Source organism: Aeromonas sp. 604282, assembly GCF_049170575.1.
Lineage (GTDB): Bacteria > Pseudomonadota > Gammaproteobacteria > Enterobacterales > Aeromonadaceae > Aeromonas > Aeromonas veronii_A.
On record NZ_JAAKMV010000013.1, the window covers coordinates 90,184 to 105,641 of the forward strand.

At 63.0% G+C, this 15,458-nt stretch carries 10 protein-coding genes; 2 read left to right on the top strand and 8 right to left on the bottom strand.

Features of this window, described 5'->3' with window-relative positions; genetic code table 11:
- Positions 1–146 precede the first annotated feature (146 nt).
- On the top strand, positions 147–776 hold the full coding sequence (locus tag G5367_RS15450; RefSeq protein ID WP_288726925.1) for an NAD(P)H-binding protein: 630 nt from the start codon (positions 147–149) through the stop codon (positions 774–776).
- A 158-nt stretch (positions 777–934) separates the two neighbouring features.
- Here the strand turns inward: G5367_RS15450 and G5367_RS15455 are convergent, their stop codons facing one another.
- Positions 935–2,629 carry a pyridoxal phosphate-dependent decarboxylase family protein gene (locus G5367_RS15455; RefSeq protein ID WP_421244606.1) on the bottom strand — a complete coding sequence of 565 codons (1,695 nt, stop codon included), beginning with the start codon at positions 2,627–2,629 and terminating at the stop codon, positions 935–937.
- Positions 2,630–2,847: 218 nt separating this feature from the next.
- On the bottom strand, positions 2,848–3,864 hold the full coding sequence (locus G5367_RS15460) for a lipoate--protein ligase A (RefSeq protein WP_421244605.1): 1,017 nt from the start codon (positions 3,862–3,864) through the stop codon (positions 2,848–2,850).
- Positions 3,865–4,483: 619 nt separating this feature from the next.
- On the opposite strand from G5367_RS15460, the gene G5367_RS15465 reads away from it, so the two are divergent.
- Positions 4,484–6,946 carry a diguanylate cyclase domain-containing protein gene (locus G5367_RS15465; RefSeq protein WP_216979146.1) on the top strand — a complete coding sequence of 821 codons (2,463 nt, stop codon included), beginning with the start codon at positions 4,484–4,486 and terminating at the stop codon, positions 6,944–6,946.
- On the opposite strand, the gene G5367_RS15470 is transcribed toward G5367_RS15465, so the two are convergent.
- Genes G5367_RS15470 through G5367_RS15495 form a run of 6 tightly spaced genes read right to left on the bottom strand, consistent with a single transcriptional unit; the run spans position 6,943 to position 15,418 of the window.
- Entirely contained in the window at positions 6,943–8,142 is a 1,200-nt protein-coding gene (locus G5367_RS15470; protein WP_421294616.1) for an ABC transporter permease, read from the bottom strand. The two genes, G5367_RS15465 and G5367_RS15470, sit on opposite strands and share 4 nt — an antisense overlap.
- Positions 8,142–9,356, bottom strand: coding sequence for an ABC transporter permease (locus G5367_RS15475; RefSeq protein WP_421294618.1), 1,215 nt, complete (start codon positions 9,354–9,356; stop codon positions 8,142–8,144). The genes G5367_RS15470 and G5367_RS15475 overlap by 1 nt, the downstream gene beginning before the upstream one ends.
- Positions 9,357–10,046 (bottom strand): ABC transporter ATP-binding protein, encoded by a 690-nt coding sequence (locus tag G5367_RS15480; RefSeq protein WP_216979148.1) that lies wholly within the window; start codon positions 10,044–10,046, stop codon positions 9,357–9,359.
- On the bottom strand, positions 10,039–11,178 hold the full coding sequence (locus G5367_RS15485; RefSeq protein ID WP_421244602.1) for an efflux RND transporter periplasmic adaptor subunit: 1,140 nt from the start codon (positions 11,176–11,178) through the stop codon (positions 10,039–10,041). The genes G5367_RS15480 and G5367_RS15485 overlap by 8 nt, the downstream gene beginning before the upstream one ends.
- Positions 11,179–11,205: 27 nt before the next feature.
- On the bottom strand, positions 11,206–14,370 hold the full coding sequence (locus tag G5367_RS15490; protein WP_421244601.1) for an efflux RND transporter permease subunit: 3,165 nt from the start codon (positions 14,368–14,370) through the stop codon (positions 11,206–11,208).
- Entirely contained in the window at positions 14,363–15,418 is a 1,056-nt protein-coding gene (locus G5367_RS15495) for an efflux RND transporter periplasmic adaptor subunit (RefSeq protein ID WP_421244640.1), read from the bottom strand. Before G5367_RS15495 ends, G5367_RS15490 begins: the two co-directional genes overlap by 8 nt.
- Positions 15,419–15,458 lie beyond the last annotated feature (40 nt).

A 15,458-nucleotide genomic window follows, 5' to 3' on the forward strand; every position in this document is an offset into this window, starting at 1 on the left:
GCCGGTTTTGTTTTATCCAGCCTCCGCACTATGTATCCTGCCCGTTATCCTGTCAGGGAATGTCGTGTCATATCCTCCCATTGCAGCTGCCTGCAAATTGGCTGATGCTGATCAGAACCATCATCGAATGAAACCGGGAGAACACCATGAGCCGGATCCTGATTGCCGGAGCCAGCGGCCTGATCGGTCGCGAACTGGTGCAGCAACTGCCTGCCGAACATGAACTGACCCTGCTCTGTCGCAAGCCGGGCAAGGAGGCGCACCACTGGCTACCGGTCAATTTTGATGATCTGGCCAGCGTCACACTCTCCCGCCCGGTGGATATCGCCTTCTGTGCCCTCGGCACCACCCGCAAGGAGGCGGGCTCTGCCGAGGCGTTTCGCCGGGTCGATCTCGACTATGTGGTCGCCTTTGCCGATCTGGCCCGCCGCCACGGTTGTCAACGGCTCATCGTGGTCTCAAGCATGGGGGCCAGTGCATCGTCCCCGGCTCTCTATCCGCGAACCAAGGGGGAGATGGAGCAGGCCCTGCTGGCCCAATCCTGGCCACGGCTCGCCATCGTACGGCCCGCTATGCTGCTCGGGGATCGCCAGCCACCGCGCCTCTCCGAGCAGATCTTTCAGACCATCTACCCACTGTTTCGGCCACTGCTGGTGGGCAAGCTCGCCCGCTGGCGCGCCATCGAGGCCCGTCAGGTGGCCCGCGCCATGATCGCCCTCTCGAAACTGCCCGCCGGGTGCGAGATTGTCGAGAACGAGCAACTGCTGACCCTCTGAACTAGGCCTTCCCTACTACTTACGCACAGTGCTGCAAAAACAGAGCCGCAAAAACAGCAGGGCAAGCCAATTGGCTTGCCCTTTGTCTATCTGTTGGCGAGGTCCCCTGACCGCCTCTTGCCATCACAGGCCGCGCTCGACTGTCAGGGCAACATCCATCAACCGCGAATATGGTCGATAAAGGCGTCGATCTGCTCGCGAGTGCAGGCAGGGTTCATAAAGACTGCCTTTTCCCCAGCGATGTAGGAGTACTTGCCACGGGCGTCATAGTCGGAATGGGCCACCGCCTCCACCCAGTTGGTGTAGAGCCCCACCTTGCCGCGCCCCTTGAACAGGCTGCGGTGGTAATCGGTATTGCGCTGCAGTCGCACCTTGTAGGCAGGGTCACTGGAGCGGGCCAGCTCGAAGGCAAATTCGGCCTCCGGATCGCTCACCCACTCGGGGTTGTAGATCTTGAAGCCGACGCTCGGCCCCTGATTCTCCTGCGCCACCAGCATGACGTTGCCCAGCTGGCTTAACCGGAAGCGGAAGTAGTTGGCATTTTGCAGGCAGTGGGCCAGCACGGTGCGATACCCCTCCACCCCCATATAGTTGAGCGCCGCATAGGCACCGAACAGACCACTCGCGCCGCGGGAGCACTCGATGGTGGATTGCAGGTGGGTCTGGCCCTGAATATCCCGCTCGAAGTAGGAGAAGTTCTCCGGGTCATTCTCCATCGCCTTGAGGTCATCCTGCTCTTTAATCATCACCAGACTGGAGGTGTAGGGTACATAGCCCCACTTCTGGAAGTCGACGGTGAAGGAGTCGGCATATTTGAGCTCGGCAAAGCGCGCCACGTTGCGCTCGATCCCCGCCAGAGTGGCGCTGTTGATGGCGAGCGGGTTGGCGGCAAAGTCGTAACCCAGGAAGAAGATCATCGACCAGCCGATGGCGGCATCGACGTGGATATGGGGCTTGACCGCCACCTCGAACTGCTCGCAGAGGCGATTGCGCAGCTCGAACACGGGTTTCACCTGATCTACCCCGAAGGTGTCGGTGGTGCCCATGGTGAGCATGATGGTGGGCACCACGTGTTTCAGGGCAAAACAGGCGGTCAGGGTGCGTTCGAGGTGGTCGAGATCGATGTCATTGTTCTCCCCCACCTGAATGCGGATGGTCTTGTTCTCGATGTCGACCCCGAGCAGGGAGAGGTTGGTGATGTTGGAGTAGTGACCGCCCTGGGAGTTGATGATGCGGTAATCCTGATAGTGGCCGAGCCCCTTGTGCTTGGCTTCGGGCAAGGTTTTGCGAATGCCGAGCAGGTAGCCGTAGAGGTTACAGAAGGTCCCCCCCTGGGTGAAGATGCCGGTGGCACGCTCGGGGTCATAACCCGCCAGCAGGGCAATCTGGCGCACCACCTTCTTCTCCAGCTCCTCGGCGACCCCGGCATATTCGGAGTAGACCAGATTGGGGTTGGCCAGAATGCCCAACTGGGCACCGTAAATGGCGGGATCCGCTGACATGGTGATGACGTTCTCGACGCTGGAGGGGTTCTCCCAATCCTTCGATAGAGCAGCGGCAAACAGCAACTCGGCCATCGGCTCGCCCGGGGTGCGCATGGTGGCGGGCACCGGCATGGTCTCGCAGAGATCGGCCAGGCGGGCACGGCCATCAGGCCAGGCGTTCAGGCGGGCATCCGGCGCCAGGCCACGGGCCCGAAATTCGTTGAGGGTGGCAAATCCGGGTTCGCGAAAAACGGGCCAGAGATCGGGATTACGCGAGAAAAAGTTGGCTTTGACGGTGGCGAAACGGGCGGAGAAATCGGGGTGGACGGCATTGACGCTGTCGTCTTTAAGATAAACTAAGTCACTCATTTTTATACCATTAGTACAGCAAGTGTGCGGCCGTTATACCCCTGTGTCAGCGGGGCCAACAGTGACAATATCTAATGGCCTACCCTACTTTTTGTCATGTATCAGCCATCACAAGGGCTGGCAAAAAGGCGCCTTTGAGGCGCCTCTTTATATTTCGTGATCTTGCTCCCATCCTGGCTGACAGCGCCCTCACTACCGGACCGCCATCAGCGCAGCCCTCAACGCAGGGAGGCCAACAGCCACTCGGCAAACTCCGTCAGCTCACTCTGCTGCTGCGGAAAGGCCGCCAGCCAGGGCTGCAGGCGAGCGGAAACAGCCTCCGCTCGATAGCCGCAACCCGCCAGTTCGGCCGCCAGCCGATCAAACGGGGCCGGCTCCAGAGTATCGCTAAAGAGCTGCGCCCGGGTGATGACCCCTTTCTCCACATCAAAGTGCAGCTCCACCCCGCCCCAGCTGAACCGCTCCTCCAGCAGATGGGTGAAGGCGGGCGCGTGGCCATAGTTCCACTCCCAACTGCGCTGGCGAGCGAAGGTCTCGGCAAAGCCCGGCAGATCCGGCATCTGCTCCGGGGAGATATGCTCGGGCTCAACTCGCGCGCCGTAATGATGGAAAAAGGCCTCCTGCAGCGCCTCGCTCACCTGTTGATGGTCGATCCCCGGCTGCAGTTCGCACAGATTGGCCACCCGGCTGCGCACCGAGGTGATCCCCTTGGCCGCCAGCTTCTTGGGGTCGGGGTTGAGGTAGTTGGCAAGGCGGCCGAGATCGGCATCCAGCAGCAGGGTGCCGTGGTGGAACCCGCGATCCAGAGTCTCCCGATAGGCCGACCCCGATACCTTGCGCTCCCCGTCCGGGGTGACCACCAGCAGATCGTTGCGACCGGAGGCAAACGCCTCGATCCCCAATCGCTTGAGCCCGTCCAGCACGATGGCGGTGGAGACGCTCTTGTCATACTCCGGCTTGCCCGCCATGAAGGTGAAGCAGCTGTTGCCAAGGTCGTGGAACACGGCGCCACCACCGCTGCTGCGACGCGCCAGGGTGACCCCGTCTTCTTCCATGCGGCGGGTATTGCACTCCTTCCACGGGTTCTGGGCACGACCGATCACCACGGTATTGGCATTGCGCCAGAGGAACAGCACCCGCTGGCCGGGGTCCATCTGGCGGAAGATGCACTCCTCAACGGCCAGATTGAACAGGGGATCGTGAGAGTCGGAGACAAGCAGACGCAAGCGGGACATAAAAAGACCTTATCCGGAACTGGGGGCAGCATGATAACACTGACGGGGTACCATCACTGAGCCATCGCACATTAACCGATGCGCAGCAGCCGCGATACATTTGCGTCACACCTGACCGCCCCATAAAAGTATCTATTGATATAACGACACAGCCTGACGTGCAACCACCGAGGAATCGCGGTTAAGCCGCAATCGAAACAATAAAAACGGGAGAAAATGGCTAGAATGCGACCACAGAGATAAGCCATATGGATCTCTTATTAATCACCTGGCTTACGAGAAACAGCATGTATATATCCAGTGTGATGAATGACAACAAAATGACTACCCAACCCACCGATGCCTCGTTGCAGAGACTTGTTCTCCCCTTGCAGGTTACAAAGAAGTGCTTGAGTCCAGCTTAGAATCTGCTGCTGTTTCACCACGACCGCGACCATGGTCCGTTCTAACGCGCAGCGAGGCACGAGAGGTAAGGTTGATCGCTCCCCAAAAGTGGAGTTCACCCGATAATCGCGCCAATCACGGCAATGCGCGACACCACAGCCCCGGCCCTGCGGGCTGTGTGGCTAGTGCAGAGACATCAACAGACCCTGGACACAGCTCCCGAGAGAAACATTGTATGACGGAGAACGCAGCCCCTCGCCAGCACCTCAGCTGGTTTCTGCCAATGCTGGTCGGTATGGTTATCGCCACTCTGACTTCAATCCCCGTGCGAGCCCGGGAGCAAGTCATCGTCCAGTTGCCATGGCAACACCAGTTCCAGTTTGCTGGTTACTATGCGGCCATCGCCAAGGGGTTTTATCGGGAGGCCGGTCTGCAAGTGACCCTGCGCGAAGCGGATTCCCGCACCGATGTGGTCAGCGAGGTGATCTCGGGAAAGGCCCATTTTGGCATCAGCGGCAGTGATCTGCTGCTGGATCGGGCAGCCGGTCGTCCGGTAGTGGTGCTCGCCGCACTGCTGCAGCACTCGCCTCTGGTTCTGCTCACGCGGGATCGGCCAGATATTCGCAACCCGGCCGATCTGGCCAACAAGCGACTGATGCTGGAGCCAGGCTCCAACGAGCTGCTGACCTACCTTTCCCACCAGACCCGCAGCCGCGACTGGGTCACCCTCCCCTACAAAGAGGGGATACAAGCACTGCTGGCGGGCAAGGTGGATGCCATCAGCGCCTACAGCACTACCGAGCCCTTCTATCTGCAACAAAAAGGGATCCCCTATCGGGTCTTCAGTCCGCGCACCATCGACTTCGACTTCTACGGCGACAACCTGTTTACCTCCGAGCGGGAGCTGATCACCCGACAGGATCGGGTATACGCCTTCCAGCAGGCCAGCCTCAAGGGGTGGCGCTATGCAATGGAACACCCCGAAGAGATGATCAACCTGATCATGGCGCTGTATCCCAACGCTGCAAGTCGTGAACAGCTTGAGTTCGAGGCCCGCGAAACCAGAGAATTGATGCAACCGGACCTTATCGAACCCGGGTATATGCAACAGGAGCGCTGGCAGCAGATCGCCAAAACCTATCTGGAGGCAGGCATGCTCACGGTATTGCCAAACCTCGACCGCTTTATCTACGACCCCACGCAGGAGCGGCTGCGCCAGCAACGGCAACTGCTCGACAAGAGCGTGGCGGTGGCCATGCTTATCACCTTTACCCTGATGACCCTGCTCGGCATCTTCTTGCACCTCTACCTGCGCCTGCGTCAGGAGGCGCTGGATCGCCAACGGCTAACCCGCGAGCTAGCCCAGAGTGAGCAACACTACCGCTTCGTAGCGGAGAACAGCGCCGATGTGATCTGGACCATGGATGCCGCCAGCTTGCGCTTTCGCTATATCAGTCCGGCCATCGCCTCCCTGAGCGGCTACGAGGCCCCAGAGCTGTTTGCCCTGCCCCTCAAACAGCTGCTGCCGGATGCTTCAAGACAACTGCTGCGCGAAGAGATCTCTGCCACCCTGGAGGCATGGTTACGGGGAGAGCATGACCAGACCCGCCGCGTCATTCGCACCCAGTTGCGCCACAAGGACGGCCATCTGGTAGCGACCGAGACCATTACTACCCTTCATGGTAACCACAAGACCCAACCGGAGGCGATCCTCGGGGTCACCCGGGATATCACCGAGCGGGCGGCGCGGGAGGAGATGATGCGCCGCCTCGCCTTCTATGACTCCCTCACTGGCCTACCCAATCGCCGCTTGCTGCAACAACGACTCAAGGAGCTGCTGGAGCAGGAGACGCCTCGTCCATTGGCTGTGATGTTTATCGATCTCGATCACTTCAAGCCGATAAACGATACCTTCGGCCATGAAACCGGGGATATCTTGCTCAATCTGGTGGCCGAGCGGATGAGCCACTGCGTGCGCAAACAGGACCTGGTAGCACGGCTGGGGGGCGACGAGTTCGTTATCTTGCTGCCGGAGACTGGCGACGAAGTGCTGGCGGTGGCCGACAAGCTGCACCAGCAGTTGCGCCATCCATTCCAACTGGAGGAGCAGAAGCTGCTTATCTCCAGCAGTATCGGGCTGGCGCTCTATCCCGAGCACGGGGAGGATGCCAAAACCCTGATGCACCACGCCGATCAGGCTATGTATCAGGCGAAGCATCGCGGCCGCGGCCGGGTCTGCCTCTTTACCCCGGGCCTTGATCCGGAACAGGGTGCCCTGCAGTGGCAACCCGGCCACGAATGCGGTCACCCGCGTATCGATGCCGAGCATCGTCAGCTGTTCGTGCTGACCAATCGGCTGCTGGAGCGGATGAAAGCTCAGCACGACAACCCTGCTCCGTTTTTGGATAGTCTTGAGAGACTGTTAGAGATGGCCCGCCATCACTTCGCTTTTGAAGAGCAGATGCTGGTGGAGATCGACTATCGGGAACTCGCCAGTCACCGTCAGGATCACCTGCGCCTGCTCAACAAGGCAAGCCAGTTGCTCCTCGCCGCCAAAGCGGGGACGCTGGGCAACGACGAGCTGCTCAACTTCATCATTCAGGAGCTGGTGGTCGGACACATGAGTCAGGCGGATCGTCGTTACTTCCCCCAGTTCAGACCAGAACGCTGCTTGCCTATTGCGGAAGGGACCGCCTAGTCTCCCCGCAGGGCGACCACGGGATCGAGGCGTACCGCCCGCAAGGCGGGAGCGACCCCGGCCAGCAGGCCAACCAGAGCGCTGCAACCGAGCGCCAGCAGCAGATAGAGAGGATGGAGGGTGAGCGGCAAGCCGGCCGCCAGCAGGGTGAGCAGCAGCTTGAGCCCGCCGAGCAGGGCCAGTCCCATGGCCCCGCCCAGCAGCGCCAGCACCACGGCTTCGAGTAGGAACAGCAATAGAATACGCCGCCGCGGACAGCCCAGCGCCATCAGCAGACCCACCTCGGGGATCCGCTCCTGCTGGGCGATGCTCATGATGCTGAAGATGCCGACCGCCCCGATCAGCAGCGAGATAATGCCGAGCCCGCCAACCACCAGCTTGATGATAGAGAGGATCTTGTCGAGGCTGGTCAGCATGTCCTGCTGGGAGGTGAGGGTGAAATCCTCGGCGCCGTGGCGGGCGATCAGCACCCGCCGGATCTGGGCTGTAATGTCGGCCTCCGTCTGCCCGGCGCGATAGATGACATCGATCTCCTGCAACCCCTCCTTGTTGAACAGCGCCTGGGCGTGAGCGGCGGGCAGATAGATCATGTCGTCCAGATCAAAGCCGAGAAATTGCCCTTTGGGGGCCAATACCCCGGCCACCCGAAAACGGCGATCACCGGCGCGCAGCAGACTGCCAGGCGCATCGCCGCCGGGAAACAGCTCTGCTGCCACCTTGGCACCCAGCACCGCATAGGCACGGGGCATGGCACTGTCATCCGCGGGCAGAAAACGTCCCTGCACCAGGGTGAGCCGCCAGCCTGAGAGCGCAGCCGGACCTGTGCCCAGAATGGCGGTGCTGCGGGTCAATCCGCGGCTGCGCACCTCCCCCTGCCCCTGCACCACCGGCAGCGCCGCCTCTACCCCTGCCAATCTGGCGAGGGCATCGGCATCCTCCAGCAGCAGGGGACGGCTGCTGGAGAGGATGCCGGGCGGGCCGCCGGCGGTTTCGGTCTTGCCCGGGGTTACGGCGATCAGCCGGGTACCAAATTGGGAGAAGCTGTCGAGCAGATAGAGCCTGAGCCCCTCGCCGATGCCGGTGAGCAGGGTCACAGAGGCGATCCCGATGGCAATGCCGAGCGCCGACAGCAGGCTGCGACTGCGCCCCGCCAGCAAGGCGCGCCAGAGCCAGAACAGCAGATCGGCGGCGCGCATCAACCACCGATCCACTGCCCGCTGCGCAGGCTACTGACCGGATCTTGCCGTGCCGCCCGGGAGGCGGGCAGCCAGCTAAAAAACAGCCCGGTCAGCAGGGCCGCCGGTATGGTGCAGAAAGTAGCAAGCAGAGGAACCGCCGCCGGAAATCCGGGCCAAATCACTCCGGCGAGGGCAACCAGGGCATAGCCCAACACAGTGCCAAACAGCGCGCCACTGCCGCTCAGCAGCAGCGCCTCCCACAAAAACAGCTGGCGGATCTGGCGGCTGTCGGCCCCCAGCGCCTTGAGCAGGCCGATCTCGCCGGTGCGCTGGCGGGTGCTGATCAGCGCCAGATTCATCATCATGATGCCCGAGACCAGCAAGCTGATGGCACCGATGCCGGCAACTGCCAGGGTGAGAGTCGAGAGAATGGTGGAGAAGGTGGCCAGCATGGCGTCACGGCGCACCACGGTCACATCGAGCACCCCGTGGCGCCCCTGCATCAGCTGCTCCAGTCGCGTGACCAGCGGGGGCACGGCTTGCCCCGCCAGCGGCTGGATCAGCAGCCGAAACAGCCCCTCGGTGTTGAACAGCCGCATGGCGCTACCGGCCGGGATCAGCGCCGCCTCGGCCATATCCATCCCCAGATTGCTGCTCTGGCTGGTGAAGACCCCCACCACCCGAAAGCGGCGATTGTCAAAACGCAGCCACTGGCCGACCGGATCGACCTGACCGAACAGCTCACGGGCCACCTTGGCCCCGAGCAGGACGGCCGGGCGATCCTCTGCGGCATCCCCCGGCAGCCAGCGGCCGGAGAGCAGCTCCAGCCCGTGGGTATCACGCAGCCCGTTGCTGCTGCCAAGCAGCATGGTCTGGCGCAGCCGCGCCCCCTGCTTGGCCTCGGCAAAGCCCATCACCAGCGGCACCAGCCGCACGTTTGGCTGGTGCTGGCCAAGGTAGTGCATATCATCGAGAGTGATCTGCCGCAGACTGTTTCCGGTGACCGGCGGCAGCCCGCCGGTGGTCTCCTTGCGGCCCGGGAACATCACCAGCAGATCCTTGCCAAGGGAACTGAACTGGTCGGCCACATAGCGCCTCGCCCCCTCTCCCAGCGCGGTGAGCAGCAGCACCGAGGTGACGCTCAGACTCACCGCCAGGATCAAGACCAGCGCCCGTGAACGCTGACGCAACAAGGCCACGGCGGCAAAGCGGATCACATCGGGGCGCCGCATTCAGCCACCGCCGCTATCAATGTTGATGCGGCCATCGTTCATCAGGATCCGCCTGCCCGCCCGATCACCGAGGCGCGAGTCGTGGGTTACCACCACCAGCGTGATCCCCTGCTCCCGGTTGAGCTCCTCCAGCAGGGTAATCACCTCCTCCCCGGAGCGGGAGTCGAGATTGCCGGTGGGCTCGTCGGCAAGGATCAGCCGCGGCGCCATTGCCATGGCCCGGGCGATGGCTACCCGCTGACGCTGACCGCCGGAAAGCTCGGCAGGGCGGTGTCCGGCCCGGTTCTCCAGCCCCAGCTCCCCCAGTAACTGCTGGCTGCGGCGATGGCGCTCGGCGGGGGCGATCCCGCACAGCATCAGCGGCAGCTCGACGTTTTCACGGGCGGTGAGGCGGGAGATGAGGTGAAACGACTGGAACACAAAACCGATGCGATGGCCGCGCAGCTGGGCCAACGCCGGCTCTGACAGGGTGGCGGTATCCTCCCCTCCCAGCCAGTAACGCCCCTCATCGGGCCGATCCAGCAGCCCCAGCACATTGAGCAGGGTCGATTTGCCGGAGCCCGAGGGGCCCATCACCGCCAGATACTCCCCCTCGGCAACCCGCAGGGAAACGCGATCGAGGGCGGCCACTTCGCTCCCCCCCAGAGTGAAACGACGGCTGACGGCATCAAGGCGAATGAGATCACTCATCCGCCTGCTCCGTAGCGGCGCCAAAAGGGCCCTCCCCGACAATCTGTCCGGGCTGGGCGGCCAGCCGATCACCGGCGGCGAGCCCCTCGGCGACTTCAATCCAGTTCCAGTTCTCCACGCCCCAACGGGGCACCACCCGCACCAGCTTATCCCCTTCCAGCCGCAGCACACTGCCATCGTCGGCCCGGCTGCTGGCCGCTACCCGCAGCACATCGGTGGCGCGGGTCACCTCGACCTCAAGGTCGGCACTGTAGCCGATAAGCAGGGGTACATCGGTGGGCACAGCGGTGAGCGCCGCCTCCACCTCCACGGTGCGGGCCTGCTTCTCCAGCTCCTTCACATAGGGGGCGATGCGGGTGACGGTGGCGGCAAAATCGCGCCCGGGCATAGCATCGAGCAGTACCCGGGCAGACTGGCCCACCTTGAGGCGGGCGGCATCCACCTCATCGATGGGGGCTGAGACATACAGACACTTATCATCGATAAGATCGATCACCGGAGGCATGGCCACTCCGGGCGGTGAGGGGGTCATGTATTCGCCCAGCTTGCTGTTGACCTCTGCCACCACACCGGCAAACGGCGCCTGCAGGCGGCGCTCGCTCAAGCGAGCCTCCACCTGGGCGACCTGCGCCTCGTCAACCCGCTCCTGCTGACGGGATGCCTGACAGACATAGCGGCGGGTATCGGCCAGATTCTGGGCCTGCTCGGCGAGGGTGCGGGAGGTGAGGTTTTTGGCCAGCAAGGTGGCCAGCCGGTTGGCCTCCCGCTCGTAGTAGGCCGCCTCGCTGCAACGCTCCTCGCGCTGGGTCTTGCCAAGGGCCTGCTGGGCACGGGCACGGGCAAGATCGGCGTGAATATCGTCACTCCAGAGGGTCAGCAGCAGATCTCCCCGGGCTACCCGCTCCCCGGCCTTGACGGCGATCTGCTCCACCACGCCGCCTCCGGGCAGACTGAGTCCGGCCCGCTGGCACGACTTGATGGTGCCAGCCCGGGTGTTGACCACAGTGACCAGCACATCACCCCGCCCGACCTCAGCCAGCCTGATCGGCGTCGGCTGCGGTTGCCACCACCATGCCACAGCAGCCGCCGCTACCACAGCGCCACTTCCCCACCACAACCAACCTCTCTTCATCGCGCATCCTTTCGCTAGTGACTCCCGTCATGTGCGTCGGGAGAGCAGGGCATAATAGAGCAAGGGTATCACCACCAGGGTGAGCAAAGTGGAGACCAGGATCCCGAAAATCAGGCTGATGGCCAGTCCGTTGAAGATGGGATCATCAAGGATAAACAGGGCCCCGATCATCGCCGCCAGCGCCGTCAGCATGATGGGTTTGGCCCGCACCTGCGCCGCTTCGATCACCGCCTGCTCGAACGCCACTCCGGCGCTGCGCTGCTGCTCGATAAAGTCCACCAGCAGGATGCTGTTGCGTACGATGATCCCGGCTAGCGCAATCATCCCGATCATCGAGGTGGCGGTAAACTGGGCCCCCAGCAGGGCGTGGCCCGGCATCACCCCGATGAGGGTGAGCGGAATGGGGGCCATGATGATGAGCGGCACCAGATAGGAGCGAAACTGGGCCACCACCAGCAGGTAGATGAGGATCATCCCCATCCCGTAGGCGATGCCCATATCGCGGAAGGTCTCGTAGGTGATCTTCCACTCCCCGTCCCACAACAGCGCCACCGCTCCCAGTTTGTCGGGCTGCTGCACGTAATATTGGGGCAGGTTGATGTCGGCACCGGCGGCAAACATGCCGTAGAGCGGGCTGTCGGTGTGACCGCCCATGTCGGCCACCACCATCACCATGGGCTGCATATTCTTGTGCATGATATAGCTGGGGGCCACCTCATCGCGGCGACTCACCAGCTCGGAGACCCGCACCAGCTGGCCGCTCTGGCTGCGCACCTTGAGCGCTAATACGCCCGCCAGATCCCGTTTGTCACCGGGAGCCAGCTCGATGCGGATCGGCACCGGATACTTGGCGCCGTGCCCCTGCAGCCAGCTGGCATCCTGATAACCCACCCCGCCATTGAGGGTGTTCACCAGATCGCCGAGATCGACCCCGATCAGGGCCGCCTTGCTGCGATCCACCACCAGCCGCCACTTGGGCTGCGGGTCGGTCAGATAGATATCCACATCCACCAGATCCGCGGTGGCTACAAAGCGGGCCTCTACGGCGCGCGCCGCAGCTTCTCGGGCAGCCTGAGTCGGGCCATAGATCTCGGCAACGATGGGTGACCAGACCGGAGGACCGGGGGGCACCTCAACGACTTTCAGGTTGCCACCCACCGCGCTGGCGATGGCCTGCAGCGGGGCCCGAACCGACTGGGCAATCTGGTGACTGCTGCGATGGCGCTCATGCTTGTCCACCAGATTGACCTGAATATCCCCCACGTTGGCACCGCTGCGGATAAAGTAGTGACGCACCAGCCCGTTGAAGTTGATGGGGGCGGCACTGCCGGCGTAGATCTGGTAATCCTTCACCTCGGGCACCTTGGCAAGCTCCCGCCCGACCGCCAGCAGAGTGCGCTCGGTCTGCTCCAGAGTCGCCCCCTCCGGCATATCGAGCACCAGCTGAAATTCCGATTTGTTGTCGAAGGGAAGCATCTTGAGCACTACCCACTGCACCATGGGCATGGCAGCGGCTCCCGCCACCAGCAGCAGGATAGCCAGCCAGAGCTTGTGCCTCGCTCTCCTGGCGCCAGCGCCAATCAGGAAAGGGGTCATCAGCCGCTGGAAGAGGCCGGCCCTGGCCTCGCCGTGGGTACCGTGCACCGAATCCTTGAGCAAATGGCTCGCCAGCCAGGGGGAGAAGATAAAGGCCACCAGCAGGGAGATGAGCATCCCCATGCTGGCATTGATGGGGATAGGGCTCATGTAGGGGCCCATCAGACCGCTGACAAAGGCCATCGGCAGCAGGGCCGCGATCACGGTCAGGGTCGCCAGTATGGTCGGCCCCCCCACCTCGTCCACCGCCCCCGGAATCAGATCCTTTAGCGCCCCCTTGCCCAAACCGCGATGGCGGTGGATGTTCTCCACCACCACGATAGCGTCATCCACCAGAATGCCGATGGAGAAGATCAGCGCAAACAGCGACACCCGGTTGAGGGTAAAGCCCCAGGCCCAGCTGGCGAAGAGAGTCAGTGCCAGGGTGATAACGATGGCCACCCCCACCACCAGCGCCTCACGCCAGCCCATGCTCACCAGCACCAGCAGCACCACCGCCGTGGTGGCAAAAATCAGCTTGCCGATCAGGGTGTTGGATTTGGTCTCGGCGGTGACGCCGTAGTCCCGGGTCACCGTCACCTCGACGCCAGCCGGGATCAGTCGGTTCTGCAAACTCTCGACCCGCGCCTCCACCCGCTTGGCCACATCGACCGCGTTCTGGCCCGGCTGCTTGCCGATGGCCAGGGTCACCGCCGGATAACTGGCTTGCCCCATCCCCATCCAGCTGCGCTTGGTCGGGGTCTCCTGACCCAGAGAGACCCTGGCCACCTCCCCCAGATAGACCGGCTTGCCGTCGTGCAGCCCCACTACCAGCTCTCTAGCCTCCTGCTCGCTTTGCAGGAACTGCCCCACCTGCACCTTGATCTCACTGTTGTTCTGCTCGATAGCCTGTGTGGTGCCTACCTGATTGGTGGCAGCCAGTCGTTGGCTCAGCTCGCCCCAGCTGATGCCGTGGGCGCTGAGGGCCGCCGGATCCGGCATCACCCGCAACACGGCGCTCTGGCTGCCCAGCGTGTAGATATCGCGGGTACCGGGAATGCGCTTGAGTTCAGTCTCCAGCTCATGGGCGACCCGGGTCAGCTCGGGAGCCCCCAGTTGTTTGCTCCCCTCTTTGCTCCATAAGGTCAAACTGACGATGGGGACATCATCGATCCCCCGGGGTTTCACCAGCGGCTGACCGACTCCGATCCCCTGTGGCAACCAGTCGCGGTTGGAGTCGAGCTGGTTGTTGAGATCGACGATGGCCTGCTCGCGGCTCACCCCCACCTTGAACACCACCACCAGCAGGGCGCCATCGGGCTGGGAGAAAGAGTAGAGGGTATCAATGCCCTTTATCTGGGAGACCACCTGCTCGGCAGGGGTGGTGACAAGAGACTCCACCTCTGCCGGGGTGGCTCCCGGGAAGGGGATGTAGACATCGGCGAAGGTGACATCGATCTGCGGCTCCTCCTCCTTGGGGGTCACCAGCACAGCAAACAGGCCGAGTAAGAGCCCCACCAGCGCCAGCAGCGGCGTGATGGCCGAGCCCTGAAACAGCGCGGCCAGCCGACCGGCAGGCCCCAGCCTCTCCTTGTTGCCGTTCAGCTCGCTACTCATGGGCCACCTCCTGCTGCTGCGCCCAGGCATCGGGAGCCAGCTTGTCACCGGCTTGCAGCCCGGCCAGGATCTCGCACTGCCCTTCAAAGCAATGGCCGACCCGCACCGGCGTCAGGGCCCAGCCAGCGGGCTGCTGCAGATAGACGCCGTTGAACTCCCCTTGCCGCAGCAGGGCGCGATCCGGCACCTGCAACACCTGACGCTCACCCTGCTTGAGCTGCACCTTGAGCCACATGCCGGGCAATACCCCGGCGGTTTGCGGCGGCAAGTCGAGACGCAACCTGAAGGCGTGGCTCTGGCTGTCGGCATAGTTAAAGCGGGTCAATTTGACCGGGGTAACAGACTTGCCATCCGGCAGCAGCACCTGCACATCCGCAGGCTCACGAGCCAGCGTCAGGGCGGATTGGGGCAACTCCACCTCCACCCGCAAGGTGTCGAGAGAGAAGCCGGAGAGCAGCGGGGTACCGGGGGCGACAGTCTCCCCCAGCTCTACCAGCCGTTTGGTCACGACTCCGGCGTAAGGGGCCAGAATGCGGGTATAACCGTAGGCCTCGCGGGCCTGAGTGAGGGCCGCATCGGCAGCGTTCACCTCGGCGCGGGCGGCGCGATCCGTCGCCTGGGCATTATCGAGCTGGGCGCGGGTGATCACCCCCTTGGCAATCAGCGCCTGAAAGCGGGCAAGCTGGCGCTCGGCTTCCACTTGCTGGGCCTGCGCCCGCGCCAGCCGCGCCTCGGCACCCGTGACGGCGGCAAACTGCTCTTTGCCGCTGATCTCCAGCAGCGGTTGCCCCGCCTGCACCTGATCGTTCACATCCACCAGCATGCGGGAGACCCGGCCGCTGGTCTGGGCCGCCACCGTCCCCTGATTGATGGCACTGACGGTGCCATCCAGCGTCAGCCAGTCGGTCACCGCCTGTGGCGCCACTGTCAACAGGGTCACTGTCAGTGGGGCAATAGACTCCCCGTCTGCGGCAAGGGCCTGGGGGGATGTCATGGCCTGCGATGTCATCACCAACATGGTGATCCCCAGCAACCGGATCTTTTCCATCATCACTCTCCTTCCCTGGCGTAATCTGTCACTTCACGGG

Coding starts and splice junctions, on each gene's coding strand:
- G5367_RS15450 (WP_288726925.1), top strand. CDS start 147: ATGAGCCGGATCCTGATTGCCGGAGCCAGCGGCCTGATCGGTCGCGAA.
- G5367_RS15455 (WP_421244606.1), bottom strand. CDS start 2,629: ATGAGTGACTTAGTTTATCTTAAAGACGACAGCGTCAATGCCGTCCAC.
- G5367_RS15460 (WP_421244605.1), bottom strand. CDS start 3,864: ATGTCCCGCTTGCGTCTGCTTGTCTCCGACTCTCACGATCCCCTGTTC.
- G5367_RS15465 (WP_216979146.1), top strand. CDS start 4,484: ATGACGGAGAACGCAGCCCCTCGCCAGCACCTCAGCTGGTTTCTGCCA.
- G5367_RS15470 (WP_421294616.1), bottom strand. CDS start 8,142: ATGCGCGCCGCCGATCTGCTGTTCTGGCTCTGGCGCGCCTTGCTGGCG.
- G5367_RS15475 (WP_421294618.1), bottom strand. CDS start 9,356: ATGCGGCGCCCCGATGTGATCCGCTTTGCCGCCGTGGCCTTGTTGCGT.
- G5367_RS15480 (WP_216979148.1), bottom strand. CDS start 10,046: ATGAGTGATCTCATTCGCCTTGATGCCGTCAGCCGTCGTTTCACTCTG.
- G5367_RS15485 (WP_421244602.1), bottom strand. CDS start 11,178: ATGAAGAGAGGTTGGTTGTGGTGGGGAAGTGGCGCTGTGGTAGCGGCG.
- G5367_RS15490 (WP_421244601.1), bottom strand. CDS start 14,370: ATGAGTAGCGAGCTGAACGGCAACAAGGAGAGGCTGGGGCCTGCCGGT.
- G5367_RS15495 (WP_421244640.1), bottom strand. CDS start 15,418: ATGGAAAAGATCCGGTTGCTGGGGATCACCATGTTGGTGATGACATCG.